Origin of the sequence: Flavobacterium ardleyense, assembly GCF_042686085.1 — a bacterium.
Classification (GTDB): domain Bacteria; phylum Bacteroidota; class Bacteroidia; order Flavobacteriales; family Flavobacteriaceae; genus Flavobacterium; species Flavobacterium ardleyense.
Genome location: NZ_JBHUOL010000006.1, coordinates 352,113 through 379,083 on the forward strand (window position 1 = coordinate 352,113; position 26,971 = coordinate 379,083).

Genomic DNA, 26,971 nt, shown 5'->3' on the forward strand with positions numbered 1-26,971 from the left:
GAAAGCGGCTTTTTTCTTTTAAATATGTTTTCTTTTCCAACTTAACAATTGGAATTTAATGGTGTCATAATACAACCCAATCAATAAAACAGTAGCCGGAATAAACAACACATAAAGTGACCAATACGAATAGAAAATTCCACCTAAAACACCACCAATAAAGAAAAATAAAATGATTCGCAATCGAAGTCTGATCGTTGAAGTCAATTTTTCGTTTTGTTCTTTCGTTTTATAGAAAAACAATTGAGATAATTCGATTCCCAAATCCGTGAAAAGCCCAGTTAAGTGAGTGGTTCTTACAATTGCTCCAGAAATTCGGGTTACTAAAGAGTTTTGTAATCCCATTGCAAAAAGAAGTGTAAAAGCAATTATATTATAATGAGTAGCAATATTATTTTGTACGAAAATAGCGACTGCAAATAAAATTAGACTTTCGATTAAAGTAGGAATTACATAAATATAACGATCATTTTTCTTTGAAATAATTTCAATAAATAAACTCGAAACGAAAGAACCTAAAAAGAAGAATAGAATATATAAAAAGTAAATAAAACTTTCTGAAAAATTTAGTTTAAACACTTCATCAACAAAAAAAGCAAAATGACCTGTTACATTTGTAGTAAGTCTTTGCACCGATAAAAATCCGGCTACGTTTACAATTCCCGCGACGAAGGAAAGCAAAGAAGCAATCTTTTTATTGTGACTTAAAGTTCTTGTCTTGCCTTGATGTCTAAACATTATTGTTGTTGCATTTTAGTTTTTCGCTTGAAAAGCTAACCAATCCTCATTACTTAAGCGATATACGAAATTCATCTTCGGTTCTTCACCAAAATAAGTAACTTCGAGTTCACCAATTTTCGTAACGCCTAAGCGATTAATTGATACTTGAGAGCGTATGTTTTCGGCACCAATATGAAAATCTACACTAGCAACAAATTGAAAAATATAATCTAACATCATACTTTTAACTGCATGATTAACTCCTTTTCCCCAATATGCTTTATCGTAAAAAGTATATCCAATTAAAATGCTGTTTTCAGCTTCATTGTAATCATAAAACCGAGTACTTCCGATTACTTTATTGCTGGTTTTGTCGACTACTTTAAAAGCACCATTACTTTGAATTGCTCCTTCGAAGAAATTTTTGAAAACCTCTTTTTGCCAACGGTTTTTATTAGGATGTTGTTCCCAAATTTCTGGATTGGAAGCCGCTAAGTGCACCGCTTCAAAATCGTCTTTTTGTAACGGATAAAGAATTACATTTTCATGCTCTAAAACAGGTTGAATGCTGAAATTCATAGGATTTATTTAAAGTGATTTGTTTTTTTCTTCTTCTTCTTTTACGTCGTTTTCTTCTTCAATTGTTCTTGCTTTCGTCAAAGCTGTTGCAACTAATCCTGCCGGAATAGTTACGATACCGATTCCAATAATTAAGACAAAAAATGTGAATATTCTTCCGCCTAAAGTAATGGGATAAACATCGCCATACCCAACGGTTGTTAGTGTAACAATTGCCCACCATAAACTATGAAACAACGAGCTAAAAACTTTGGGTTGGGCTTCATTTTCAAAGAAATAAATTCCGGATGCCGTAAGAAATACCAATATTAAAGTCACCATAAAAAACAAAACTAATTCTTCTTTAATTATGTTAAACGCAATTCCAAACCGTTTCAATGCTTTGTTGTAACGCACTAATTTAAAGGCTCTGAAAATTCGGAAAATTCGGAAAGCTCTTAAGGCTTTTAAATCGAAAGCAACATGAAGATAAAATGGCAAAATAGATATAATATCAATTACACCGTAAAAGCTAAAGATATATTTTAAAGGTTTTTCCGCTACATAAATTCGCAACAAATATTCAATGCTAAAAATTATAATACAAATTGATTCAATTACACTTAAAATTTGCTTTGTTTGAGCAGAATTGTCTGGTAATGTTTCAATTGAAAAAGCGACTAAGGAAATGAAAATTAACAGTTGAATGCAATAGTCAAAAAATCTTCCTTCACGAGTTGTTGTGTCGTCAATTATGGATCGCAGTTTTAATTTTGTCATCAGTATTTTTTGAATTAGCGCAATTTTAAGCGGCGCTTTTTAGGGGGATTTTATATAAAAGCTTTAACAAATATATTAAAAATAGTTAGTTTACGCCTCGTTTTAAAGGATAAAAATAGAATTGAGTGCTTTATTAAATAAATTTTAGGCATAAAAAAAGAGGACTTTAAATCCTCTAGTTTTATTATTTAGTAACGATCCAAAATTCATCTTTCCAGATAATTTCGTGATCGCGAGTTCTAGCTTCCATAGCTTCTGCGACTGCCGCTAATTCGTCTTCCGTAAAAATTTCTTGTAAATAATTAAACAATTCACGTTCTTCAAAACGAATGTGTTTTTCTAAAATGTTTGCTAAGTTTTCAATTCCGACTTTGTCTTCGGGATTATTTCGCAAAGCGTCTATTTCTAACTTAATTAATTTATGTTCTTCTTCGGCCTGAAGTCTTAATAAATTATCTGAAGGTAATTTACTAAACAATAGTGTTTCTTCTTCTTCAAAATGAAAAATTAAATCTGTATCGAAAAAGTGAATTATATAATTGCTAATTCTTGAAGTTTCAATTTCTTTTTTTAGACCTTCTCTAATTTTCCAAACCAGCAACAAAGCAAAATGATGATCTTTTGAAAAAGTGACAATGGCAGGATTTCGTTTTAAGGGTTTCTTTACTTCCATTTTTTAATTCTATTTTTTTAAATATGTTTTTTTAATCTTGAGACAATTTTATAGGTATTAGGATCTGAATAGAGTCCGTATGCATTTACAACAATACCTTTCATACCGTGAATTGTTGAAGAAATTCCATAGACAATCATTTCGTCTCCAGGATCTGAATCGCCTTCAAAGCGGTGAATTTCGTCAATTTCAAATTCTTCAGGAGAAAGATAGGATGAAGTTTTGTGACAGGCCAAACATTCTTTTTCAACCAACAATTCGAAGTCAGTTAAATAGCCTCTTTCTTTAAGTCCAGCCATTGCTTCTGTTACAGTGTCATAGTGGTGATTGTTCATACAATTTGATTTAATATATTTTTTAAAACCAGTGCTTGATTTATTTTAGGATCTTTTGCTCCATACAAAAGCGTTACTTTCTGCGTTTGAGCAATTTTTAATAATCGATTTAGCTCTTCTTTTTGGTCCGCTAATTCTTCTTTATACCGAATTTCAAATTCGTGAAGCCGTTCTTCTTTGTGATCAAACCATTTTCGAAGTTCGGTGGAAGGAGCAATGTTTTTATCCCATTCATCTAATTTTGCTTCTTCTTTTGAAACGCCACGAGGCCAAATTCGATCTACTAAAATCCGATAACCATCATTTTCGGATGCGTCTTCGTAAATTCTTTTGATAACAATAGGTTCCATACTAACCGTTTTAGTTTAGTGACTTTTTAGTACCAAATAAAAGATTTTGAAGTTCATTATCATCAGTTTTTTGATACGAAGCCTACACAAAGATACCGAAAATAGTTTGGTTTGGATTGGTTTTTGACGTGAAATGCCGAGTTAAATTGTCAGATAAAAAAGAATTAAGCACTAATTTAATCGATTGGAAATTTTGATTTTAAGAATAAATTTGCTGTAATAACAGGTTTGCGTTAGGGATTGCAGTGGAAATCCTTTTGTTTTTTTCTTTAAAAAAGCAAAAGATTGCAACGGAAAGCCCGCCCGAAGGGAACGCCCATATTATATAACTTGAAAATGAAATCTAATACTTTCGTAAACGGCTAAACATCCAAATCAAATACTTTACGTAATAAATCTAAATTAGGATTAATTTGTCGCAAACGATCGTATTTTTCTTGTGGTGTAAAAGCAAATTTAGTTTCAGTAACTTCGTTGACAATTACTTCAATACTAATTTCGTGGTTGTGAAGTCGGCCTCTTAAATAGGTCATTAATTCGTGGCAACCCGATAAAAAATCCTCTTTTGTACCTTGATTTGGTAATTCTAAAGTGATAGTTGTGCCGTTTAATGTTGGGTCGTTCATTTGCATATAAGTTGCTAATAGACGTTTGCCTTCTTTAGTCATTCTTTCGGCAAATTTTGTCCACAACAACAGCATATCGGTTTCTGTAAACGCTTGTGCAGGTGCATTTTCCTGTGCTTTTTGATGGCTTTGTTGCTGCGCTTCAATATCTTTCTTAGCCTTTATACTAGCAATAGAAAGTGCGGAAACCTTTGTGCCAATGGTGTTTAAATGTGGCGTAACCGGATTTACAGCTGTAGGAGCTATAACTTTTTCTTGCGGTGCAACTTCAATTAGTGGTTCCGTTTTTTGTACGGGTGTAGCATCAGCTTGTTTTTCCTCTTTTGGCGCTGACGGTTTAGGCACTGAAACTTCGGTAATAGAGTAGGAGTTATTCTTGTAGTAAGTAGCTGGAATTATAAATTTAGCTACTTTTTTTTTTCTCCATCAAAAGTGATAGAGGCTAATTGCATTAAACAAAGTTCAACAAGCAGGCGTTGGTTTTGGCTGACTTTAAACTTTAAGTCGCAATCATTTGCCACTTCAATTCCTTTGATTAAAAAGTCGTGTGTTGCTTTCTGTGATTGTGCTAAATATAAACTTTGCGCTTGTTCGCCTACTTCTAGTAAAGATAAAGTTGCTGGATTTTTACAAACCAACAAATCTCTAAAGTGCGACGCCAAACCTGCAATGAAATGATGACCATCAAAACCTTTAGCTAAAATATCGTTGTAAGCGATTAATAAATCTGGAATCTTATTTTCTAAAATTAAATCGGTGATTCTGATGTAATATTCAAAATCAAGTACGTTTAAGTTTTCCGTAACGGCTTGTCTTGTTAAGTTTTTACCACAGTACGAAACTACTCGGTCAAAAATAGACAAAGCGTCACGCATAGCACCATCAGCTTTTTGTGCAATAATATGCAAAGCGTCATCTTCATAAGCGACTCCTTGTTCTTTTGCAATTTCGGCCAAATGCTCTTTAGCATCTTTAACAGTGATTCTTTTGAAATCAAAAATTTGACAACGCGATAAAATCGTTGGAATAATTTTATGTTTTTCTGTAGTCGCTAAAATAAAAATAGCATGTTTAGGCGGTTCTTCTAATGTTTTTAAGAATGCATTAAAAGCAGCCTGTGAAAGCATGTGCACCTCGTCAATAATATAGACTTTGTATTTTCCTGTTTGTGGCGGTATTCTAACTTGGTCAATAATACTTCGAATGTCATCGACTCCGTTGTTTGAAGCAGCATCCAATTCAAATACATTAAACGAAAAATCTTCTAGCGGATCATCATAACCTTCTTGATTTATTTTTCGGGCTAAAATACGAGCACAAGTTGTTTTTCCAACACCTCTGGGTCCAGTAAATAAAAGGGCTTGCGCCAAATGGTTGGTTTCAATAGCATTCAACAAAGTGTTAGTAATAGCCTGCTGGCCCACAACATCTTTAAATGTTTGCGGACGGTATTTTCTGGCTGATACTACAAATTGTTCCATAGAATATTATTGAGTGACAAATATAGGATTTTAAATCTCAAAATTCAAGTTGAAAAAGCAATTTCAAGATCAAAAATTAAGTCACATTACCAGTTAAAATTTGATACTTTTATTTTTTCTTTTTTCTAAATTCTAACTTCTCTTTTTTAACTTCAAAACACTATCTTTGCCCCGCAGACCGCCTTATCGCTGTTCAATAATGAAGAGAGGAAAGTCCGGACACCAAAGAGTAGCATAGCGGGTAACGCCCGTCCGTTGAAAGGCGAGGACAAGTGCAACAGAAAGTATGTACAGGTAATGCTGTAGTGAAACCAGGTAAACTCTATGCGGTGAAATGTCAAGTATATCAACTCCTCCTAATTTATTAGGATAAGGGCGACTCGTCCGATGTTGAAGGGTAGACAGCTTGAGCTAAGCAGTAATGCTTAGTCTAGATAAATGATAAGGCTCCAATTTATTGGGGACAGAATCCGGCTTATAGGTCTGCATTTTTTAAAAATAATATTATTCTTCGTCGTCTTCATAATCCTCTTCGTCGTCGCTTTCAAATTCGTAGAAAGAGAATACAGAACCTCCATAAATTTTTGCAAAAGAAAAGTTGGTCAAGTGTTCTAGTTTTGTATATTTTGAATGCTCTACAATTAACATTCCTTCTTCATCTAATAATTCTTTTTCAAAAATCAGTTGGACTAGACGTTCAAAATCTTCCTGACTCATTTCGTAAGGAGGATCAGCAAAGATAATATCGAAAGTAGCTTTACTATTTTCAACAAAACTGAAAACATCGCTTTTAACAGCAGTAATATTTAAATCTAAATCGGTTGCCGTTTTTTTAATGAAATTTACACAACCCATATCGCCATCAACACTAGTAATAGCGCCAGAACCGCGTGATGCAAATTCATAACTTATACTACCAGTTCCAGCAAACAAATCTAAAACTTTCAAACCGTGAAAATTGAAATAATTGTTTAAAACATTAAATAATGCTTCTTTGCACATATCAGTCGTGGGACGAACAGGTAAGTTTTTAGGAGCAACTAAACGACGACCTTTGTGCTTTCCGGAAATTATTCTCATGAATGATATAGTGTAAAGTGATTTCTAATATTTGCTTCTGTTTCGCCAAGTGCAATACTCATTATTCTAGCATCTAATAACGAACAGTTTCTAATGTATTTATAAATAATTTTAAAATTTGCATCGTATTCAGAACAATTTCCTAAAATTTTAAGTAAAATGGTTTCCGGATTGAGTTGCAATTGCTCGCATGAAAATAAAATGTAATAAATCAAATCTTCTGGAGCAGTATAAGTAAATGAATTAAATAAAAGCAATTCTTGATTTTTCACAACTACTAATTCAAATGTATTTTGCTGTAGGTGTACAAAAATTTGCTTTTCTTCTGTGTTTCTAGACAGATCTAATAATTTTTTTACTAGAATGGAATTGCTATTTTTATATTCAAAACTTTCATATTGGTCTAATAAGAAGTTGTTGATGTTTACAAAAGGCACATAAATATTATTAATTTCATAAGGAGAAATTGTGTCAAATGTAAAGAAATCTGTCTCAAAAACCTTTGTATTGTATTGTAAATAACTTGCTAAATAATTAGAGTCAAATAGTGATGAAGGCACAAAAGCATTCAAATTGTTATTGTGTACAACTATAATTTCATCATAAGACTTTGTAAGTATTGTATTATCTACAAAAGCACGCCACAATTGTTCCTCAACCACTTTGTTCTTCTCAAAGTCAATAGTGGAAGTATGCAATATTTTATTTGTAATTACATCAAATACACAAAAAGAAAGTCCATTCAAGGAAACCTGAATGGACAACTTTTTATATGTTTTTTGTGTAATGTCGTTATTCGTTTTTACCATATTTTTTTGGCCAGTTTCCAGTAAGACTTACTTCTTCTAGTGAACCTAAAGTAATTTTAGGACCATTGATTTCGTCAATTGATTCTACTTTATTTTCGCTTTTTACTAAATCTTGATCTAGATCTGCTAATAAAGCATCTTTGTCAATCACCGCTTGGAATACAGAAATGTTCATATCGTTTCTGCTAACTAAACCTGTTTTCATAGAAACTGGTACTTCGATATTTCCAACTTTTACAACATTTAATCTTTTGTATCTTTCTGAGTTTTTGAATAATGAATCTTTAACAGAAACACTTCCTAGTTTTTCAGTTATTACAACATCTTTGTAAAAACCTCCAACGCCATTTTCATCTGCTTTAATACCAAAAGCAGCATTTCTAGCTACGTCAACGATTGAGGTATCTTTACGAGATATAATTTCAAACTCTCCTTCTTCAACGAATTTTATTAATTCATCAAAATTATCAGCAAATTGACCATTAACTGATTTGTACCCAGTTTGTAGTTTTTTAATGTCAAGCATTGTTTTTACAGCAACTGCAAAACGCGCTTCTTTTTCATTTTTAAATTCAATAGGCTTCATAATCGAAGCATAAATAAAATAGGCAATAACGATACATACAGCCCATAAAACAACTGAGACAATTATTCTAGCTCCAGAAGGTAAGAATTTATCAATAAGTTTTACTAATACGAATGCAACGATGCAAGTGATAACAAAATAAATTAATAACAACATTATATATACTTTTTAGTTAAAATAGGTTGACAAATCTACAATTTTTTTTTCTTTAGAAAAGAATTTCTTGTAAAAATCATCAGTATCTTTGAAAAATTAATATTAGCCATACCTCTTTTTATGAATTACAAGCTGTTTTACAATATTTTACGTGAAAATTTTCTGTTTGAACCAACGCTAAAACAAGATATTTTTTTACAAAAAATTGCCGATTATTTACTAAATTCTACTTCTGAGGATATTTTTGTGCTTAAAGGATACGCCGGAACCGGAAAAACAACCATTATTTCGAATGTAATTAATTCAATTGAAAACGTGGATATGAAGTGTGTATTGTTAGCACCTACCGGAAGAGCCGCTAAAGTGATCAGTAATTACTCTGGAAAGCCAGCTTTTACAATTCATAAGCGTATTTATTATCCTAAAAAGAACAATTCTGGTGGCGTAAGTTTTACGCTCCAACAAAATAAATTTAAAAATACACTTTTTATAGTTGACGAGTCTTCCATGATTTCAGATACAGCGCAAGATTCTAAATTATATGAAAACGGATCATTACTAGATGATTTGTTTTTCTATGTGGAAGCTGGAAAAAACTGTAAATTGTTATTAATAGGAGACACCGCGCAATTGCCACCCGTGAATATGACAGTTAGCCCGGCTTTGGATATTGATGGACTTTCTTTGCATTATCAAAAAAATGTACATCACATAGAGTTTGATGAAGTAATGCGCCAGTCCGAAGATTCAGGAATTTTATACAATGCTACTTTATTGCGAGACTTACTTAATTCTCATTTTATAGATACTTTTAAATTTAACCTGAAAGGTTTTAAAGATATTGTCCGTTTGCAAGATGGCTACGATATTCAAGATGCCATTCACGGCGCTTATGATAATTACGGATTAGAAGACACCGTTTTCATTGTTCGCTCTAACAAAAGAGCGAATCAATACAATCAACAAATTAGAGCTTCAATTTTATCAAAAGAAAACGAGATTTCTACTGGAGATTATTTAATGGTTGTGAAAAATAATTATTTCTGGCTGAAGGAAGAATCAGAAGCTGGTTTTATTGCGAATGGTGATATTATTGAAATTTTAGAAATTAGAAAAATTCAAGAATTATACGGATTCAAATTTGCAACGGTAAAAGTTCGAATGGTCGATTACCCAAATCAGGCGCCACTTGATACTATTATTATGTTAGATACAATCATGAGCGAATCACCTTCCCTAAGTTATGAAGAATCTAATAGATTATATCAGGAGGTATTATTGGATTATGAAGACGAGCGCCAGCAGTATAAAAAACTGCAAAAAGTAAAAGCAAATGAATATTTCAATGCATTGCAGGTTAAGTTTTCTTACGCGATTACTTGTCATAAATCGCAAGGTGGACAGTGGAAAACGGTTTTCGTAGAACAACCTTATTTACCTAACGGAATTGATATTGATTATGTGCGATGGTTGTACACGGCAATCACGCGTTCTCAAGAAAAACTTTATTTAATAGGATTTAAAGATGAATATTTTGAAGAATAATTTTTGGTTACTGTTATTATTTCCAATTTTTTTATTTTCACAAAATAATGTGGAAAAAATTAATTTTGAACTTATTGATGCACAAGTAAATTCAAATGGTATTGACGATTTGCTAAAACGCTATACTGATTTTGATTTGACTTTAACGCAAAGCGAACTGCAACACTTATATTATGGTTATAAACTGAAATATTTTTATGCTAATAATTCGACATTTAGAAATAAAAATTTTGATCTGATCTTAAACGAATCGGTAGATTGTTCTCGGAAAATTAAAATTTGTGATTCAATTTTAGAAGATGATTTGTTTGATGTAGAAGTTAATATCATTCGTTTAAATTGTAAAAGACAATTAGTACCTAAAGATAATAATTATATTAATCAAGTTCAGTTAGTTATGAAAATGTTTCATGCTATAAAAAGCTCAGGTGAAGGTACACTTGAAAGTCCTATATATATTATAAATTCAAATCATAAAAATTTCATTTTGCAACTGCTCCAATTAAAAACATCTGGCAAAATAAGTTATATGAATTCGCTTGAAGTAGTTCAGATTATCGACGATAAAAATATTAAGGAACTATATTTCGATATAAGTAGATCATTAAATTAGAAAAACAGCAAAAGAATACCATTTTTAATACTAATTTTGTTATTTAGAAAGTGGATTTCCTGAAAAAAGGCCAAAAAAGAGAATAAAACCATCAACTTATTACATATAAAATAAAGAATGAAGATAATTGCTGTAATTCCGGCTCGTTATGCATCCACTCGTTTTCCTGCAAAATTGATGCAAGATTTAGGAGGTAAAACCGTTATTCTACGAACATATGAAGCAGCAATTGCTACGAATTTGTTTGACGATGTTTTCGTGGTGACTGATTCCGATTTAATTTTTAACGAAATTATTTCGAAAGGCGGAAAAGCGATTATGTCAATAAAATTGCACGAAAGCGGAAGCGATAGAATTGCAGAAGCAGTTGAAAATATGGATATTGACGTAGTAATTAACGTGCAAGGAGACGAACCGTTCATTAACAAAAAACCTCTGGAAGAATTAATTGAAGTTTTTAAAAACGATTTCGATAAAAAGGTAGATTTAGGTTCGTTAATGTTTCAAATTACTGATAAAGAAGAGATTAATAATCCAAATCATGTAAAAGTAATTACGGACCAACAAGGTTTTGCACTCTATTTTTCGCGTTCGGTGATTCCTTTTCCAAGAGAAGAAAATGTAGGCGTTCGGTATATGAAACACATTGGAATTTACGCGTTTAGAAAGCAAGCTTTACTTGATTTTTATAATTTACCAATGTTATCCTTAGAAGCTTCGGAAAAACTAGAGCAACTTCGTTATTTAGAATATGGAAAACGAATTAAAATGGTAGAAACTACTCACGGAAGCATCGGAATTGATACGCCTGAAGATTTAGAAAAAGCGAGAAAATTATTGCAATAAACTTTAAATTAAGCTAGTTTTTTAATGGTAAATAATTCGTTGTGATGTTCTATTTTCGGATACAATCTAACGCAATAATCGGTACTAAATTTTGTACGATAAGCTAGATTTCTTTCTGAATCTTTTTTATCTAATATCATGGTATTAAATAAGATAAATCCATTTACATTAAGTAAAAAGTTAATACGATTTATAAAGAAATCTTCGAATAAAAAATTAGGCATTGTGGTATCTTGAAAAATATCAATCACTATTAAATCGTATTTTTCTCTTGTTTTTAAAACGAATTCAAACGCATCATCAATTACGATTTCGACATTATTAAACTGGTCTAGACCAAAATATTTATTTGCAATTTCAATTACTGTCGGATCAATTTCTACTCCTGTAATTTTTCCTTTGAATTTTAGATCATTTTTTAGTGTTTCTATAACGCTTCCGGCAGCAACTCCGAGTATTAAAATCGACTCAAATTTATTAATTCGGTCATAACCAATATATTTCAAGCCTTTCTTAAGTACGCGTTGTAGACTTCCAAAAGAATAATTAGTGTTTTCAGAATCTAAAACTAAGAACCCATTATTCCACGTAACTTCCAGATTTTTACTGAATTCCGACTTTTTTTGGTAAATATTTATAGGCAATAAATAGCTTAGCAATCGCTTTATCATCTGTTTTAGTTTGTAATCGTAAATATAATTTTAATTTTGTGGCAAATTAAGTCAAATGAAACGAATTATCTACAAATTTATTTTCTACAAAATTTTTGGTTGGAAAGTAGTTGGTACTATTGCTCCAGAAGTAAAAAAAGCAGTACTGGTTGTGGTTCCTCATACAAGTTGGTGGGATTTTTTCTTAGGAATTTTTTCTCGAGCTATTTTGAAAGTAGAAATTAATTACTTGGCGAAAAAGGAATTATTTGTTTTTCCTTTTAAGTATTTCTTTGAATGGACGGGCGGGAGAGCTTTAAATAGAGGAAAAAACGAAAATAAAGTGGATACTATTGCTGCCGTGTTTGAACAGAATGATGTTTTTAGACTAGCATTGTCGCCAGAAGGAACTCGTAAAAAAGTAACTACATGGAAAACCGGATTTTATTACATCGCTTTGAAAGCAAATGTTCCAATAATTCCCGTTGCCTTTGATTATGGAAAAAAAGAAGTAGTTTATCACGAACCGTTTTATCCTACAGGAAGTATCGAACAAGATTTAAAAGTTTTAGAATCATATTATATAGGAGTAATTGGTAAAAATCCAGAAAAAGGTTTTTATCCAGAAAATAAATAGGACATAAGTTGTTGTTTTCTAATTATTTAGTATTATATTTAGTAATCAATAATACTAATTGTTCACTTATATAAAACCAATAAGAATCCTTTTTCGTAAATGAAAGAAATCTAAAAACTTTCAAAATGAAAAAATTATTCTTACCCTTAGCTATTATCGCAATTTCTTTAGCATCTTGCAGTGATGATGATTCAATGGCAACGGCTCTTACGCCAATGTCACCAACGCCAACGCCAACCCCAGCGGTGGAGTTGAAATTATTTACTTCAAGCAACACGTCTGGTAAAATGTCTTTTACAGATCTTTTAGCTGCAACACCAACTCCAAAAAGTTTCATGGTTAATTCAATTGATGCTGACGGGATTTTTTATGACCCCTTTAAAGATCAAGTTATTCAGGCTTCTAGAACAAATAATAAAATAGATGTTTATTCTGGTTTTAGAAATTCAATTATCTCTGGAGCGGCAGCTTTAAATTTAGGATTTTCATCCGAATCTGATTTTACAAATGCAAGAGAAATTGCTGTTACTACTGATAAGGTAGTTGTGGCACAGGACCAAATTGCTGGAAATGGAAATGTTAGTAAATTTTATGTTTACCAGAGAACAGCTTCAAGTCTTTCATTAATAAATACTTTTACCGTAAATATTAAACTATGGGGAATACATATTGATGGAAATACTATGTACGCAATTGCTGATGCAACAAGTGATTTAGTAGTTTATGAAAATTTCTTTGCTAATATGTCAGGAGATATTACACCTTCAAAAAGAGTTACGATTGAAGGACTAGTACGAACTCATGGAATAACGCACTCTGCACAAGATAATGTAATGATTTTATCAGATGTAGGATTGGCAGCAGACGATGCAGATGGCGGATTAATTGTTATTAATAACTTTTCTGCAGTTTTAAGTGCTACTGCAAATATGGGAACAATTGCTATGAGTAACCAAGTTAGAATTTACGGACCAAACTCTTTGTTAGGAAATCCAGTTGATGTCGCTTACGATCATGTAACAAATGATATTTACGTAGCAGAACGTTTAAATGGAGGAGGAACAGTTTTAAAATTTGCTTTCCCTACAGCAAATGGAGATTTTGCTCCTACAACAAGCAGAATGGAAGCTGGAGTTACCGCAGTTTACTTATTGAGAAGATAATAGGTTTAGTTAATTATTTTCATTTTGAAAAGCTCTAGTTTTACTAGGGCTTTTTTATGGCGTATAATTTTTAAAAGTTCCATCGGTGTAGAATATCACAATCCTTTCAATGTTGATATCATTGCTAGCAATTGGATTATAATTTGAATTAGCTGTCGGTTGTGATTCATTTTGAACTGCTGTGGAAAATAAATCAGTTGGTACGGATTCATTTGGTAAAACTGAATCTTCTTTTAGTACCGTTTTTTTCTCTTCGACGAAAACGTTTTTACTTTCCGATTTTGGAAAAGTTCCTTTATTATTCAAAATCCAGTACAAATCTATTTCAGGAAATACCTCAATTACTTTTATGATAAAATCTAAACTAGGCTTGTTTCTACCAGAGAGTAGGTGCGACATACTAGAACGTTGCACACCAATTTTATCTGCAAATGCAGAAGCAGATAGATTATAATAATCAAGTATTATTTCCAACCGTTTTATAAAGTCATCGATGTTTACCATTGTAAATAGTGTTTCAGATTTAACCTGTTACAAATGTAAACAAAGTTACTTACTATTGCAAGTTTACAATTGTAAATAGTGTATTTAACACTAAACTACTACTACATGTGAAGTATTATAAGTAATTGATTAATAGTGTTATTACTTTTTATTTTAACACTATTTATTTTTGTAAACATTATTGTATATTAAGCATTAATAAACCATTACTGACTGTTTACAGAAGTAATTAAATGGAGCCAATTCGCTGTTTACAAATGTGAATATAAAGTTGTTTACATTTGTAACACATTATAAAACTATGAATAATTTACAATTAGCAACACATTTTTTACAGCAGAATCTAAAAGGAAAGTATATTCATTTAGATACAATTCTTCCCATTTTAGATGCTTACAAAACGATATTCGAAGTTTCTGAAATTGGACAATCAGTAGCACAAAGAAGTATTTTGCAAGTAAAAATTGGAACGGGTAAAACTAAAATTCTGGTTTGGTCTCAAATGCATGGTAATGAACCAACCACTACAAAAGGCTTGTTAGACTTCTTCAATTTTCTTGCATCAGATCTAGAATTAGCTGAACAGATTAAGAAAAAGTATACCTTATTATGTATCCCAATGTTAAATCCGGATGGCGCTTTTGCATATACACGTGAAAATGCGAACAAAATTGATCTAAATAGAGATGCTTTTTTGGCAAGTCAGCCTGAGATGAAGTTATTACGGACGATTTACGAAGCATTTCAGCCTGATTATTGCTACAATTTGCACGATCAGCGCACTATATTTGGTACTGAGGGTTTTAAGCTTCCTGCGACCTTATCTTTTTTAGCGCCTGCATACAACGTCCAAAGAGATTACAATGACGTTAGATTAAAAGCAATAACTGTTATTAATAGTATGAATGATGCTTTACAAGCTTATATACCTAATCAAGTAGGACGTTTTGATGATAGTTATAACGTCAATTGCACTGGAGATTTTTTTACAACTAGCAATACACCAACTATTTTGTTTGAAGCCGGTCATTTTCAAAACGACTATGCTAGAGATGAAAGTAGAAAATTTGTATTCATTGCATTGTTAAATTCTTTTGAAGTAACTGACGAAAATGCAATTGAAGCTGATAATCTGGATGATTATTTAGAGATTCCTCAGAATAGTAAAAGTTTTTTCGATTTTATTTATAAAAATGTGAAAATAATTGATAATAAAGTTGAAAAAATAATTACCTTTGCAGCCCAATATCAGGAAACTTTGGTAGCAGATGAAATTCATTTTGAAGCCATTATTTCTAAAATATCAGATTTAGAGAATTTTTCAGGACATGTTGAATATGATTGTAAATCGATGCTTTTTTCATCGGAAGGAAAGAATTTCCCCGAAATAGGAGCAAAAGCATCATTTAATTTGAATAATTTAACTTATTTTAACAATGGAGATGAAATAATTTAATAAATTTGCAAGGATATTGATTAAATTACAATATTTTAACATTTATTATAAGCACTTATGAGTAAGTTTCGATTAGATGAAGTGGATCATCAAATTTTAGACATGTTGATTGATAACACAAGAGTTCCTTTTACAGATATAGCAAAAAAGCTTTTGATTTCTGCCGGAACTGTGCATGTTAGGGTGAAAAAGATGGAAGATGCAGGAATTATTCAAGGTTCTTCATTAACATTAGATTATGAAAAACTAGGCTATTCTTTTATCGCTTATGTTGGAGTGTTTTTACATAATACATCTCAGACTAAGTTTGTGTTAGAGAGAATTAACCAAATCCCTTTCGTAACTGTAGCGCACGTAACAACAGGGAAATTCAATATTTTCTGTAAAATTAGAGCTAAGGATACAAAACACGCAAAAGAAGTTATCTTTATGATTGACGACATTGAAGGTGTTTATAGAACAGAAACAATGATTTCTTTAGAAGAAAGTATCAACGACAAAAAACGATTGATGCATACTATTTTTAAAGAACTTTAATATAAAGCCTCTGCAAAGGGGCTTTTTTTATGCTTTTCCCATAAGAACTGCACTAAAAACAATATACTTTAAACAAAAAACGACCAATTATTGGTCGTTTTTTTTCTTTTTATCACTATTCATTAGTAACATTACTGCTCCAATTAAGCCTAAAATTACAAGTCCAAAAACTGCGACCATAATAAACGCTCCGTTTCCCCATGAATAAAGTGGTAATAATAAGTTTGCCATAGCTATAAAGGTTAGAATTTCAACAAATATAGTAATTAACAATTGTTAAACCACTGATAATTATCATATAATCATTCTAAAAACTTAGACCGTAGTTCGGCTGTTGGAAGTAAGCAACTTTCTTTTTTACCATACCATTTGTAGCGATTACGGGCTACATAATCATATATGGTATCTCTAAATCCTGAAGGTAAGATCTTAAAGACACCAATGACAGAAACAATTCCACTGAGATTTTTTGAAATTTGAAGAGCCGCATCGGATTTATAATAATACGAAACGCCTGGTTCATAAAGCACAACACTATCGGTGTGAAATGTATTGATACCAATATGTTGTAATATTTTTTTTCCTAATTCAGATTGCAAAGCCACAAATCGAAAGATGTCTTTCTTGTCGTGTTTAATCACATATTGAACGGAAGTGTCGCATAAATTGCAAACTCCATCAAACAATATTATTTTTTTATCTAAAGGCAGATCTTCTATTTCCATAACGAATTAAATTCCAAATTAAAAACTAAATATAAATCTCAAATTCTAATTTATAACCTCAATTTTTAAGAAGGTTGCACATATTCTAATTGTTCTATACTTACTTTTGAAGTGAAAATGCCGTAGTTAACTGTTGCTTTTAATTTTTCAATTTTTTCCAAAGTTCCAATAGCTTTACCATCAATCATTCGAACACGATCGCCCACCTTTAATAGCACTTTTGGCTTATTATCTTCTTCAATTTTAGCTTTAATTTTCTTTTCTTTTTTTTCTTCTCGAATTTCCTCGACAATAACTTTTACTTCTTCAGCAACTTTCTTCTGAACCACTTCTTTAACTTTTTTCTCTTTAACGGTCAGTTTTTTACGTTTTGAATTTTCAATTTCCACTAATTTTAATACATCTCCGATTAAAGTCTTTTTGTCTTTATTGTTAAAATACGTTTCCGAAATATCATCAATCTTTTGCCCAATATAGATCAGACGTTGATTCGCATCGTATAATTCCTGATAACGTTCTAATTTATCTTGAATTTTCGCGTTGATGGTTTCCATTTTCTTACCTTCTTCACGCGCTTTCGATTCTTCTTCCTTCAGATTAATCGATGTTTTTTCTAATTTTGAACGTTCTTTTTGAAGCGTCGCAATTGTTTTATCAAATCGTACTTTTCCACCTTCAATTTTCTTTTTAGCGCGATTGATTAATCCGAAGGGAATTCCGTTTTTCTGCGCCACTTCAAATGTAAAGGAACTTCCGGCTTGACCTAATATTAATTTATACATTGGCTCAAGCGATTTTTCGTCGAAAAGCATATTGGCATTCGAAGCAAATGGCAGTTCATTAGCCAATATTTTTAAATTACTATAATGGGTGGTAATAATTCCGAAAGCTTCACGATCATAAAATTCTTCCAAAAATATTTCCGCTAAAGCGCCACCTAGCTCAGGATCAGAACCCGTCCCGAATTCATCGATTAGAAATAACGTTTTATCATTACATTTCTTCAAGAAGTAATTCATGTTTTTTAAACGATAACTATACGTGCTCAAATGATTTTCAATAGATTGATTATCACCAATATCAGTTAAAATTCGATCAAATAGGAAGGTTTCGCTTCGTTCGTGCACGGGAATTAAAATCCCACATTGCAACATCAATTGCAACAATCCAACCGTCTTTAATGAAATTGTTTTTCCGCCAGCATTTGGACCAGAAATAACAATAATGCGACTTTCAGCGTGTAATTCAATAGTTTGCGGATAAGTAACGGCCTTTTTTTCTTTGTTATTTAAATATAAAATAGGGTGGAAGGCTTCTCTAAAAAATAAGCGTCTTTCTTCCGTAATATTCGGTAAAATTCCATTGATTTTATTGGCGTATTTCGCTTTAGCAGCAATCACATCAATATCGCTCAGGAAATCTTGATAAGCTGCAATTGTTTCTGAAAAAGGACGAATTTCATTAGTCAAACGCTTTAAAATTCGCATTATCTCTTCGCGCTCTTCGTATTCTAAATTATTTAATTCTCTTGAATAGCGTAAAGTTGCTTCGGGTTCGACGTATGCGATACTTCCAGTTTTAGAATTTCCTAAAATGGAACCTTTAACTTTTCTACGATACATTGCTAAAACTGCTAAAACCCTGCGATTATCAACAATACTTTCTTTAATATCATCTAAATAACCCAAACCATTGTACTGACTCATAGCCATTCCAAAGCTTTGATTTATTTTTCCTCGAACAACATTGATATTTCTTCGAATTTCAATTAAATCAGGCGAAGCATCGTCTTTTATAATTCCAAATTTATCAACCACTTCATCTATTCGTTGATTAATTAATTTGATTATATCAATTTCGATTGCTTTTTGATACAAATAAGGATAATAAGTTTCAAATTTCTTTAGATATTGTAGTAAAGCAATGGCTGTTTCCGAAAGCGTTCCAATTTTCTTAAAGCTAGCCACTTCTAAAAAACTGTCTTCAATCGCTAAGAATTTTAGTTCGTAATTTATATTATCAAATCCATGATTTGGAATCGCATTATTGTTTGAAAAAGACGACAAATATTCAGAAGTCTGCTTCAAATTAACGAGCAATTCTTCTTTCGTTTTAAAAGGTACAATTGCCAATGCTTTTTCTTCACCAATGTCCGTATTACAACGGCTGGCAATGGTTTCTAAAACGGTATTAAATTCTAAATCTTTTAAGGTTTTTTCTGTAATCGAAATCATTTTTCTTTTTCTAATAGGTCAAAGTTACAAAGTAATAGACCCATATTGAAATAGAAATTTATATTTTTGGTAAAAATTATAATATGTTTATCAAAAACAGTACTTGGCAAGAGCAATTAAAGGAGGAGTTTCAGAAACCTTACTTTTTGGAACTAACGCAACACGTTGATAATGAATATAAAACAACCATTTGTTTTCCGCCGAAGGAACTAATTTTTAATGCTTTCGAACAATTTGATTTTCAACAAACTAAAGTCGTTATCATTGGTCAAGATCCTTATCATGGCACGGGTGAAGCGAATGGTTTGTGTTTTTCTGTAAATGATGGTATTGCAATTCCGCCTTCTTTGAAAAATATATTTTCGGAAATTAATTCAGAATATGACCGCTTACTTTTTCAGACAACAGGCAATTTAGACCGCTGGGCAAAACAAGGTGTATTGCTTTTAAATGCTGGTTTAACTGTAAGAAAAGACGAAGCTAACAGTCACAAACATCTTAAATGGAATCTTTTTACCGATGCTGTAATTCGAATTTTAAACGAAAATTGTGAAAATTTAGTTTTTCTACTTTGGGGAAATTTCGCACATAAAAAAGGAAAAATTGTAGATAGAAATAAACATTTAGTTTTAGAAAGCGGTCATCCATCGCCCTTAAGTGCTAATCGAGGTTTCTGGTTTGGAAATAATCATTTCAAACAAGCTAATGCGTATTTAAAAGAAAACAAAAAAGCTGAAATAGAGTGGTAGTCTAATTCAGCTTTATTATATGTGATTTTTTTACTATTGTGCGCTAGAAGCCTTTTTCATAACTATAAATCCTACGATACTAGCAATCACAGAAGCAATTAGCACACCTACTTTTGCTTGATTGATAAGTGTAGGATCTTTAAACGCTAATTCTGAGATAAATAAGGACATCGTAAACCCTATAGAGGCTAATAAACCAATTCCAAATAAGTGTTTAACTGTAATTTCTTCGGGTAAAGTTGCCCATTTCATTTTATGAAATAAGTAAGTGCCGCCGACAACTCCAATTAATTTTCCACCAATTAATCCAAATATTACTCCCAATGTAACGTTGCTTAATCCATTAGAAAACATTGCGCCATTAATTTCTACACCAGCGTTGCACAACGCAAAAATAGGCATGATTATAAAGGAAACTAAAGGATGCATGCTATGTTCCAAGCGTTGTAAAGGTGTCAATGCTTTTTTAGAATAATCTCTAATTTCTTCGAGGATATAAAGTTGCTCAGTAGTGACGGTTGGGTTTTCGTTCGGTTTAGCAATTTTAAATTCTTCCAGTAAATAGTTCAGGTGAACATTAAATTGCTTCTCGTTAATTTTGGCATTCGTAGGAATGGTAAATGCTGCTAAAACTGCTGCAATTGTAGCATGAACTCCAGACATAAGAAACGCCAACCAAACACCACAAATTCCAACAATTCCGTAGAATAAAGTATTTCTTACACCAATAAAATTAGCGAAAACAAGAACACCTATAAACAGAACACCAACTAATAAACTATCAAAATCGATTTGGGAAGTATAGAAAAAAGCGATTATTAAAACGGCTCCTAAATCATCAGCAATTGCTAAAACTGTTAAAAATATTTTAACTTGGATAGGAACTCGGTCTCCTAATAAAAATAAAACACCTAATGCAAATGCGATATCGGTTGCCATTGGAATTCCCCATCCTTGAGAAGCTTGACCTGTGGTGTTAAATAATAAGAATATTAAAGCAGGAAAAACCATTCCTCCAACAGCGGCAACTATGGGTAATAATGCATTTTTAGGATTACTTAATTCGCCACCTACAATTTCTCTTTTTAATTCTAGACCTACGACAAAGAAAAAAACTGCCATTAAACCATCATTTATCCAATGATGTAAAGATTTTGTTAGTACATGGTCGCCAAATCCTATGCTAAAAGAAGTTGCCCAAAAATCGTGATAAGCATCTTTTAAAGGTGAATTCGCTAGAATTAAAGCAATTACTGCAGCAGAAAATAGAACTATTCCACTTGTTGTACTGTTATTTATAAAATCTTTTATAGGTTCGATAACCCATTTGTCTACTGGTGCTCTTTTAATTTCGTTTCTGTTCATCAATAAGTTTTTAATTATTTTAAAATGTCAATGCCCCTAGAATTTCTTCACTCATGAATTTTCCGCCGGGGTAGGTAGCGGTGTAATCTAAATTTAACCAAATTTGGCCGCGTTCATCAATGTGATAATGGATTTGCTGGCTGCGTGATTCTTTGGCAAAAAGAACTTCTTTTATGTAATATGTTGCTGTTTCAAGCTCTTTTTGGGAGCCAATTAGCATTTCGGGGTATAAATGTCCACCGGTGTGAATAATTCTTGGTGTTCCTCCAATAGCTTTTATACAAGCCGCCATTAAAATAGCATGATCATCGCAGTCGCCTGAAAAATGTTGTAAACTTTCTGAAGCCGCTGCAATATATTCTCTTCCTTTTGGATCGTTTACATAGTTCCAATTGTTTCTAATTTCTTTGAAAACAGCGAAACATTGAATCATCACCCTCAAATCTCCCGATTTTTTTACATTTTTAAAATGTTTGGTAGTCGCAGCAACGGCAAAATTTCTAACTTTTGGATTATTATATTCCACTGCAGCTATAATTTTCGATTTATTCGGGAAAGGAAGCAATTTAGAGATAATCAAATCTTGTGGATTCGGATTTTCTTTCATCGCGTAAATCATATACCTATAATCTTCATAAACTCTAGTGAAACCATAATCGCCAAACAATGTTCCAAACAGTAATATGATTACATAAAGAAAAATAATTAAAATAATAATCGTCTTTACTAATCTTAACAACAACTGAATCAGAACAATAAGAACGATAAATATAATAACTCGGTCTAAATGCAAAATCCAATCTAAATCAATTAAATTTTGATGTGCAATTAAAAAAAGAGGTATTGTAATAAGAATATTCAAAATAAAAATGACAATAATATCCCATGGCTTCGGTAAAGAAAGCTTCTTTTTGAGCAGTATTATTTTTGGATTTTTAAATGTCATTTCGTTCTGAACGATAAAAAATATATGTTTATATAAGTATCGCTTCTTTAGCTACTTTTTTGTCAATGATTTGAAGCTTTAAAAGCTGTTCCATTATTTTATCAAAAGTTGGCGTGGTCATCTGTTTTTGAGACCAATTTGTAACTTTTAACCATTCTTGAATAGCATCAACTTCTTGATTGTATTTTGAAGCTAAAGTTCGATCAATACTAGGAATAATTTTAAATTCTTCGGTTGTTGTGTTGATGATTTCTAAAATTTGCTCAATAACTTTAGGATTCTTTTCTAAAAACTCATCTCTAACCGCTATTACGAAACAAGGCCAAGGCGTAGGGCAATCGTCAATTCTTCTGAATATTCCTTGATCTACTAAAGGTTGCGTCATAAAACGTTCCCACATAAAATAATCGGCTTTGCCTGAAGTTAATGCTTCAACTGCGCCGTCAATAGTATTTACAACTTCAAATTGAAGATTATTGGTGTCCCAATTTTGATTTTCAGCATTTACGATACTCATCAATTGCGAACCCGAACCAAATCGAGAAATAGCTACTTTTTTATGTTCTAAATCGGCTAATGTTTTATAATTAGAATTGGCAGCCACGTGAATTCCCCAGATTAATGGACTTTTCACATAAACCTGAACAATTTTAGATGGATTTCCGGCTGCAATATCTTTCATAATTCCTTCGGTAAGAATTACAGCGATATCGGTTTCACCGTCTCTAAGCATTTGGCACATTTTACCGGTTCCTTCTGGCACATCAGTCCACTCTAGGTCGATTCCAACAGCATCAAATTCGCCATCTTCTATACACATGTGCCAAGGTAAGTTAAAGTGCTCTGGAACACCTGCAATTTTTATTGTTTTACTCATGTTTTATATATTGTTATTTTGTACTCGTGAATCTTCACTTTCATTATAAATTAAACATTAATATCTTTAAAGTTATTAAGACGCGCATAACGGATCATACTAGTAAACGATTCGGCATCTAGTTTTGGTATTTCTAAGATTGAATTTAGTAAAGTTGTATCATATTCATTTGCCGGAGCTGTTAAATAGGGCTCTAAATGTTTTCCGATACTTTCATAATATAATTTTTCAATAGAGTTGGTATAATTAAAATCAAAAGTTTTTTGAATTATGCTAAAATTAGAATAACCCACTTCCTTCATGATCAATTCTAGTCCATTTACTAAATTGAAACTTTCATTATGAACAATATTTAACTGTTTTATATCTTCTCGTTCAAAGGTATTAACAATTACTTTAGCTACATAATCTACAGGAATAATATTTAAACCCGATTCCTCATTTATAGCGAAACGAACGTTTTCTTGTTGATTTTTGCGTTGGGCAGTAAAATGGAAAAATTTAGCCATCAAATAGAAAACCATATATTTTGATATAAAATAACGATTTTCTGTACCTAACATTTTCCCGCCAATCACACTAGGACGTAAGATTTGATAAGGTAAGTTTAAAGCGTTACATTGCTTAATTACAAAGCTTTCCGAATGAAACTTTGCGTTTTCGTAGGCATTTCGATGCGCTAATTCGAAATTTAAATTATGAAAATCATTAGCAATTAAACCTTTTCTTGCGCCTGATGAAAAAGCAGTGCTTATGTATATGAATTTTTTTATAAAAGGTGAAAAAGTATTGAAAACAGCTTTTGTTATTTCGGCATTTTCATTAAAAATTTTATCCTTCTGCTCTTCATCAGTAGATAAATTCACATAACCTGCGGCGTGAATAAAATAAGCATCTTTTATTTTTTCTGAAAACGAATCGTTTATATACGCTAAATCAGTATCAATTATTTCTAAAAATTCATTTAATTTATCTAAGCCAAAGTCTAGTAAAATTTTTGGCGTATAATCACTTGAAAGTATTGTATTTATACGCTCTTTAGCGGAAGTTTTCCCTTTGTTTCTCGAAATTAAAAATAATTTTCCATCACCTTTATTGCTTATGAATTGCTCCAAAATGTCAAACATAATGTGAGAACCTAAAGCTCCTGTTGCTCCCGTAAGGATAATTTTCATTCTAAATTTTGATTAATAACAAAAGTAATGCTATTTGAACGATTTATGCTCTAATTCCCACCATTTCCACAGAATTTCATCTTTATCCAGATATTCTTCTATCATTGAAAAGCCTACTTTTTGCAAAATATGGTTTGAAGCTACGTTTTCTGAATGGGTTGATGCATTTATTTTATCAATATTCATCTGATTAAAACCATAATTTAACCAAGCTATTGTCGCTTCAGAAGCAAAACGTTTATTCCAAAATTTTTCATCCAAACGATAGCCATAATCATAAAAGTTTGTCTTTCCGTTTTCGATGTGGTCATTGACAAATTTAATTCCTGTCCAACCAATAAATTCTCCTGTCTCTTTTAAAATAGTAGCAAAACGACCAATTTGATTAGTATCGTATTGCTTCTGTACCATTTCTATGTTTTTTATGACTTCATCAATTTCTTGAACAGGTTTTTGCCATAAATAAGTATGAACATTTGGATTTTTATCCATCGCAAAGAAAGCAGCTGCATCCGAAATTTCTAAAGGACGCATAATCAGTCGTTCGGTTTCTATTTTAAAATTCATTTATGCTGTTTTTAGGTCGGAAATTATGATGTGATTGCCATCAGGATCACTATACATTTTACCATTTTCCATCCAATAGGGATTCTTTGATTTGATAGCTGGTACAGAGTTGGTTTTGAAATTTTCTAAAATTTGATAATATTCTTTTTTAGTATTTGGATAAAAAACCAATAGATCTTCTTCGCCAAAATTAAATGCAATAACTTCATCTGATTTAGTAAATTCTAAATGCCAATTTTCATTCTTTTTACCAATGAAAACACCATCATATCCATTATGATTTTCAAAATTTCCTAGAATTTCAAATCCAATCAATGAACAATAAAAATTTTTTAGTTGCTCTAAATTATTAGTATGTCTGGCAAAACGAAAGGTCATTTTTTATTCTACTAACTTATTCAGAGTATATTCAATCAATTCATCTACAGCTTTATAAGGGTCTTCACTGAAAGTACCAGTTGTACGATTGGCGATGATAGCATTTAAAGATAAACATTGGTGACCAAGTAATTTTCCAAGTCCGTAAATGGCTCCAGTTTCCATTTCTAAATTGGTCATTTTAATTCCTTTGTAATTGAATGAATCCATTTTATTATTTAATTCAGGATCTTGAATTCCTAAACGGACAACACGACCTTGAGGACCATAAAATCCACCAGCAGTTCCCGTGAAACCTTTGAATATTTTATCGCTTTCCAATTGTTTTTCCAAAGTTCTACTTCCAGCAATTACATAAGGACGTCCTTTTTTCATATCCCAATTTGAATGGGCAATAAACGCATCTTCCATTTCAATTTCCGAAATTTCTTCAATCAAGTAGGAGCGAAGCATATTGTCTAATCCCAAGCCATACTGACTCATAACAAAACTATCACAAGGAATATCAGCTTGCAGTGAACCTGAAGTTCCAATACGCACAATATTCAAAGAAGTTAGTTCTTTTTTGATGGTTCTTGTTGCCAAATCGACATTTACTAAAGCATCTAACTCATTCATTACAATGTCAATATTATCAGGACCGATTCCTGTTGACATTACGGTGATTTTTTTGCCTTTGTAAATTCCGGTTTGTGTTTTGAATTCTCTTTTCTGAATTGAAAACTCAATAGAATCAAAGTGTTTCGTAATTTTTTCAACACGATTTTGGTCGCCTACGAAAATAATATCGTTTGCAATTTGACCAGGTTTAAGGTTTAAGTGATAAACACTTCCGTCTGGATTTAATATTAATTCTGATGCTGCTATCATATTTTTTTATTTTATGCGTTTTAGAGGTTTTTTAAAGGTCAATATATTTTACTGATCACTGAACACTTTTCTCACCCTCCAACGCGTTTTGTTTTAAAGCCTTTGTCTTGTAACATTTTCATTATTCTATCGCGATAATCACCTTGAATAATGATTTCGCCTTCTTTAAAAGTACCACCAACGGCTAATTTACTCTTAATTTCTTTAGCTAGTATTTTAAAATCTTCTTCTTCACCTTCATAACCCGAAATAATGGTGGTTGGTTTCCCTTTTCGTTTTTCATATTTACAAATCATAGGTTCCTTTTGAACGAATAATTCGTGCGGTGTGTCATCGACCGCTTCTGGTTCGTTAGAAACTTCGTGGTCTGGGAATAATTTTTTTAGTTGTTCTTCTAGATTCATTACTGTAATTTTTTAGCAACACAGATTTAAGAAATTTAAATAATTTTTAAAATCTTTATATTCTGCTTATTTGCGTTTTTTTAAATCGTTAGTGAAAATTTTTCTGAGAAATTGTGGTTCTTTTCCAAAATTAAGAATTAATCCCACTTCACAATCTGTAGCTTTTAAATAATTTAATAGTTGTGCTTCGTGTGCATCTACTAAACATTCGGTACATTTTAATTCTAAAATTAATGAATTATTAACCACTATGTCTGGAATATAATCACCAACTATTTCTTTTTTATAAAAAACATTTATCTTTTTATGGGCTTCAAATTCATAACCTCTTGATTTTAGTTCGATCAGCATCGCATTTTGATAAACTCTTTCTAGAAAACCGTATCCTAATTCGTTATAAACATCGTAGTAAATACCTATTATTGCTTTTGTTAACTCTTGTTGTGGAAAATTTTTCATACTTATTCTGTTTGGCGTTTATTTTATATTGTATTAATTTCAAGAAACACATTTTTTAATTTTTTTTAAATTTCTCAAATCTGTGTTGCAAAAATTAAATATTAAAAAAGGCATCAA

At 31.6% G+C, this 26,971-nt stretch carries 33 protein-coding genes and 1 other RNA gene; 9 read left to right on the top strand and 25 right to left on the bottom strand.

From position 1 onward, the window contains the following. Nucleotides 1–18 precede the first annotated feature (18 nt). The 8 genes from ACFSX9_RS03250 to dnaX all read right to left on the bottom strand — a co-directional run bounded on the left by ACFSX9_RS03250 (nt 19) and on the right by dnaX (nt 5,523). Nucleotides 19–738: a YoaK family protein gene (locus tag ACFSX9_RS03250; RefSeq protein ID WP_379804334.1), complete on the bottom strand. Its 720-nt coding sequence runs from the start codon at nt 736–738 to the stop codon at nt 19–21. Nucleotides 739–753: 15 nt separating this feature from the next. Then, nucleotides 754–1,299 carry a GNAT family N-acetyltransferase gene (locus ACFSX9_RS03255; RefSeq protein ID WP_379804336.1) on the bottom strand — a complete coding sequence of 182 codons (546 nt, stop codon included), beginning with the start codon at nt 1,297–1,299 and terminating at the stop codon, nt 754–756. Nucleotides 1,300–1,308: 9 nt separating this feature from the next. Beyond that, nucleotides 1,309–2,058 (bottom strand): ion transporter, encoded by a 750-nt coding sequence (locus ACFSX9_RS03260; RefSeq protein ID WP_379804338.1) that lies wholly within the window; start codon nt 2,056–2,058, stop codon nt 1,309–1,311. A 184-nt stretch (nt 2,059–2,242) separates the two neighbouring features. Beyond that, nucleotides 2,243–2,731, bottom strand: a complete 489-nt coding sequence (locus ACFSX9_RS03265; RefSeq protein WP_379804341.1) for a hemerythrin domain-containing protein — start codon at nt 2,729–2,731, stop codon at nt 2,243–2,245. 17 nt (nt 2,732–2,748) lie between these two features. Beyond that, nucleotides 2,749–3,066 carry a phosphoribosylpyrophosphate synthetase gene (locus tag ACFSX9_RS03270; RefSeq protein WP_379804344.1) on the bottom strand — a complete coding sequence of 106 codons (318 nt, stop codon included), beginning with the start codon at nt 3,064–3,066 and terminating at the stop codon, nt 2,749–2,751. Then, nucleotides 3,063–3,416: a DUF488 domain-containing protein gene (locus tag ACFSX9_RS03275; protein WP_379804347.1), complete on the bottom strand. Its 354-nt coding sequence runs from the start codon at nt 3,414–3,416 to the stop codon at nt 3,063–3,065. The genes ACFSX9_RS03270 and ACFSX9_RS03275 overlap by 4 nt, the downstream gene beginning before the upstream one ends. A 362-nt stretch (nt 3,417–3,778) precedes the next feature. Continuing rightward, nucleotides 3,779–4,387 (bottom strand): DNA polymerase III subunit gamma/tau, encoded by a 609-nt coding sequence (locus ACFSX9_RS03280; protein ID WP_379804349.1) that lies wholly within the window; start codon nt 4,385–4,387, stop codon nt 3,779–3,781. A gap of 62 nt (nt 4,388–4,449) precedes the next feature. Next, nucleotides 4,450–5,523, bottom strand: coding sequence for a DNA polymerase III subunit gamma/tau (gene dnaX, locus ACFSX9_RS03285; RefSeq protein WP_379804351.1), 1,074 nt, complete (start codon nt 5,521–5,523; stop codon nt 4,450–4,452). Between the two features lie 170 nt (nt 5,524–5,693). On the opposite strand from dnaX, the gene rnpB reads away from it, so the two are divergent. Next, nucleotides 5,694–6,017: RNase P RNA component class A (gene rnpB, locus ACFSX9_RS03290), an RNA gene on the top strand. 10 nt (nt 6,018–6,027) lie between these two features. Here the strand turns inward: rnpB and rsmD are convergent. The 3 genes from rsmD to ACFSX9_RS03305 are packed head-to-tail and all read right to left on the bottom strand — an operon-like array spanning nt 6,028 to nt 8,154. After that, nucleotides 6,028–6,603, bottom strand: a complete 576-nt coding sequence (gene rsmD, locus ACFSX9_RS03295; protein ID WP_379804354.1) for a 16S rRNA (guanine(966)-N(2))-methyltransferase RsmD — start codon at nt 6,601–6,603, stop codon at nt 6,028–6,030. Further along, a complete protein-coding gene (locus ACFSX9_RS03300; protein WP_379804357.1) occupies nt 6,600–7,412 on the bottom strand; it encodes a DUF3822 family protein in 813 nt (270 codons plus the stop codon). The genes rsmD and ACFSX9_RS03300 overlap by 4 nt, the downstream gene beginning before the upstream one ends. After that, a complete protein-coding gene (locus ACFSX9_RS03305) occupies nt 7,396–8,154 on the bottom strand; it encodes a hypothetical protein (RefSeq protein ID WP_379804359.1) in 759 nt (252 codons plus the stop codon). The genes ACFSX9_RS03300 and ACFSX9_RS03305 overlap by 17 nt, the downstream gene beginning before the upstream one ends. A gap of 120 nt (nt 8,155–8,274) precedes the next feature. On the opposite strand from ACFSX9_RS03305, the gene ACFSX9_RS03310 reads away from it, so the two are divergent. From ACFSX9_RS03310 to kdsB, 3 genes are all read left to right on the top strand, one after another. Then, nucleotides 8,275–9,699 carry an ATP-dependent DNA helicase gene (locus tag ACFSX9_RS03310; protein ID WP_379804362.1) on the top strand — a complete coding sequence of 475 codons (1,425 nt, stop codon included), beginning with the start codon at nt 8,275–8,277 and terminating at the stop codon, nt 9,697–9,699. Between the two features lie 49 nt (nt 9,700–9,748). Then, nucleotides 9,749–10,312, top strand: a complete 564-nt coding sequence (locus tag ACFSX9_RS03315) for a DUF4919 domain-containing protein (RefSeq protein ID WP_379804364.1) — start codon at nt 9,749–9,751, stop codon at nt 10,310–10,312. A gap of 117 nt (nt 10,313–10,429) precedes the next feature. Next, entirely contained in the window at nt 10,430–11,158 is a 729-nt protein-coding gene (kdsB, locus tag ACFSX9_RS03320) for a 3-deoxy-manno-octulosonate cytidylyltransferase (protein ID WP_379804367.1), read from the top strand. Between the two features lie 8 nt (nt 11,159–11,166). Here kdsB and ACFSX9_RS03325 read toward each other — a convergent pair whose 3' ends face one another. Beyond that, nucleotides 11,167–11,829, bottom strand: coding sequence for a spermidine synthase (locus ACFSX9_RS03325; RefSeq protein WP_379804370.1), 663 nt, complete (start codon nt 11,827–11,829; stop codon nt 11,167–11,169). Nucleotides 11,830–11,884: 55 nt separating this feature from the next. Here ACFSX9_RS03325 and ACFSX9_RS03330 point away from each other — a divergent pair, with 55 nt between their 5' ends. Further along, entirely contained in the window at nt 11,885–12,445 is a 561-nt protein-coding gene (locus ACFSX9_RS03330) for a 1-acyl-sn-glycerol-3-phosphate acyltransferase (protein WP_379804373.1), read from the top strand. Nucleotides 12,446–12,570: 125 nt separating this feature from the next. Beyond that, nucleotides 12,571–13,608 (top strand): hypothetical protein, encoded by a 1,038-nt coding sequence (locus ACFSX9_RS03335; RefSeq protein WP_379804376.1) that lies wholly within the window; start codon nt 12,571–12,573, stop codon nt 13,606–13,608. Between the two features lie 54 nt (nt 13,609–13,662). Here ACFSX9_RS03335 and ACFSX9_RS03340 read toward each other — a convergent pair whose 3' ends face one another. After that, nucleotides 13,663–14,112: a helix-turn-helix domain-containing protein gene (locus ACFSX9_RS03340; protein ID WP_379804378.1), complete on the bottom strand. Its 450-nt coding sequence runs from the start codon at nt 14,110–14,112 to the stop codon at nt 13,663–13,665. A gap of 301 nt (nt 14,113–14,413) precedes the next feature. Here ACFSX9_RS03340 and ACFSX9_RS03345 point away from each other — a divergent pair, with 301 nt between their 5' ends. Further along, a complete protein-coding gene (locus ACFSX9_RS03345) occupies nt 14,414–15,568 on the top strand; it encodes a M14 family zinc carboxypeptidase (RefSeq protein WP_379804381.1) in 1,155 nt (384 codons plus the stop codon). A 57-nt stretch (nt 15,569–15,625) separates the two neighbouring features. Next, nucleotides 15,626–16,105, top strand: coding sequence for an Lrp/AsnC family transcriptional regulator (locus ACFSX9_RS03350; RefSeq protein ID WP_026726210.1), 480 nt, complete (start codon nt 15,626–15,628; stop codon nt 16,103–16,105). A gap of 87 nt (nt 16,106–16,192) precedes the next feature. Here the strand turns inward: ACFSX9_RS03350 and ACFSX9_RS03355 are convergent, their stop codons facing one another. The 3 genes from ACFSX9_RS03355 to ACFSX9_RS03365 form a co-directional block, all read right to left on the bottom strand. Continuing rightward, complete coding sequence (locus tag ACFSX9_RS03355) at nt 16,193–16,336, bottom strand: hypothetical protein (RefSeq protein WP_379804384.1); 144 nt, start codon at nt 16,334–16,336, stop codon at nt 16,193–16,195. Nucleotides 16,337–16,407: 71 nt separating this feature from the next. Continuing rightward, nucleotides 16,408–16,830 (bottom strand): thiol-disulfide oxidoreductase DCC family protein, encoded by a 423-nt coding sequence (locus ACFSX9_RS03360; RefSeq protein WP_379804387.1) that lies wholly within the window; start codon nt 16,828–16,830, stop codon nt 16,408–16,410. 65 nt (nt 16,831–16,895) lie between these two features. After that, nucleotides 16,896–19,064, bottom strand: a complete 2,169-nt coding sequence (locus ACFSX9_RS03365; RefSeq protein WP_379804389.1) for an endonuclease MutS2 — start codon at nt 19,062–19,064, stop codon at nt 16,896–16,898. Nucleotides 19,065–19,147: 83 nt separating this feature from the next. Here ACFSX9_RS03365 and ung point away from each other — a divergent pair, with 83 nt between their 5' ends. Then, a complete protein-coding gene (ung, locus tag ACFSX9_RS03370; RefSeq protein ID WP_379804391.1) occupies nt 19,148–19,813 on the top strand; it encodes a uracil-DNA glycosylase in 666 nt (221 codons plus the stop codon). A 33-nt stretch (nt 19,814–19,846) separates the two neighbouring features. On the opposite strand, the gene nhaA is transcribed toward ung, so the two are convergent. The 9 genes from nhaA to ACFSX9_RS03415 all read right to left on the bottom strand — a co-directional run bounded on the left by nhaA (nt 19,847) and on the right by ACFSX9_RS03415 (nt 26,854). Beyond that, nucleotides 19,847–21,178, bottom strand: a complete 1,332-nt coding sequence (nhaA, locus tag ACFSX9_RS03375) for a Na+/H+ antiporter NhaA (protein WP_379804393.1) — start codon at nt 21,176–21,178, stop codon at nt 19,847–19,849. Nucleotides 21,179–21,197: 19 nt separating this feature from the next. Then, nucleotides 21,198–22,124, bottom strand: coding sequence for a transglutaminase (locus ACFSX9_RS03380; RefSeq protein WP_379804396.1), 927 nt, complete (start codon nt 22,122–22,124; stop codon nt 21,198–21,200). 28 nt (nt 22,125–22,152) lie between these two features. Continuing rightward, the gene (locus tag ACFSX9_RS03385) at nt 22,153–23,001 is read right to left on the bottom strand and encodes a substrate-binding domain-containing protein (RefSeq protein ID WP_379804399.1); all 849 of its coding nucleotides are present in this window, start codon (nt 22,999–23,001) and stop codon (nt 22,153–22,155) included. Between the two features lie 50 nt (nt 23,002–23,051). Beyond that, on the bottom strand, nt 23,052–24,176 hold the full coding sequence (locus ACFSX9_RS03390; protein WP_379804401.1) for an SDR family oxidoreductase: 1,125 nt from the start codon (nt 24,174–24,176) through the stop codon (nt 23,052–23,054). Between the two features lie 30 nt (nt 24,177–24,206). Further along, nucleotides 24,207–24,743, bottom strand: coding sequence for a GNAT family N-acetyltransferase (locus ACFSX9_RS03395; RefSeq protein ID WP_379804403.1), 537 nt, complete (start codon nt 24,741–24,743; stop codon nt 24,207–24,209). Continuing rightward, complete coding sequence (locus ACFSX9_RS03400) at nt 24,744–25,121, bottom strand: VOC family protein (RefSeq protein ID WP_379804405.1); 378 nt, start codon at nt 25,119–25,121, stop codon at nt 24,744–24,746. It lies immediately after the preceding gene. Between the two features lie 3 nt (nt 25,122–25,124). Further along, a complete protein-coding gene (locus tag ACFSX9_RS03405; protein ID WP_379804407.1) occupies nt 25,125–25,991 on the bottom strand; it encodes a nucleoside phosphorylase in 867 nt (288 codons plus the stop codon). Between the two features lie 71 nt (nt 25,992–26,062). Then, nucleotides 26,063–26,395 (bottom strand): translation initiation factor, encoded by a 333-nt coding sequence (locus tag ACFSX9_RS03410; RefSeq protein WP_379804409.1) that lies wholly within the window; start codon nt 26,393–26,395, stop codon nt 26,063–26,065. Between the two features lie 66 nt (nt 26,396–26,461). Next, nucleotides 26,462–26,854, bottom strand: coding sequence for a GxxExxY protein (locus tag ACFSX9_RS03415; protein WP_379804412.1), 393 nt, complete (start codon nt 26,852–26,854; stop codon nt 26,462–26,464). Nucleotides 26,855–26,971 lie beyond the last annotated feature (117 nt).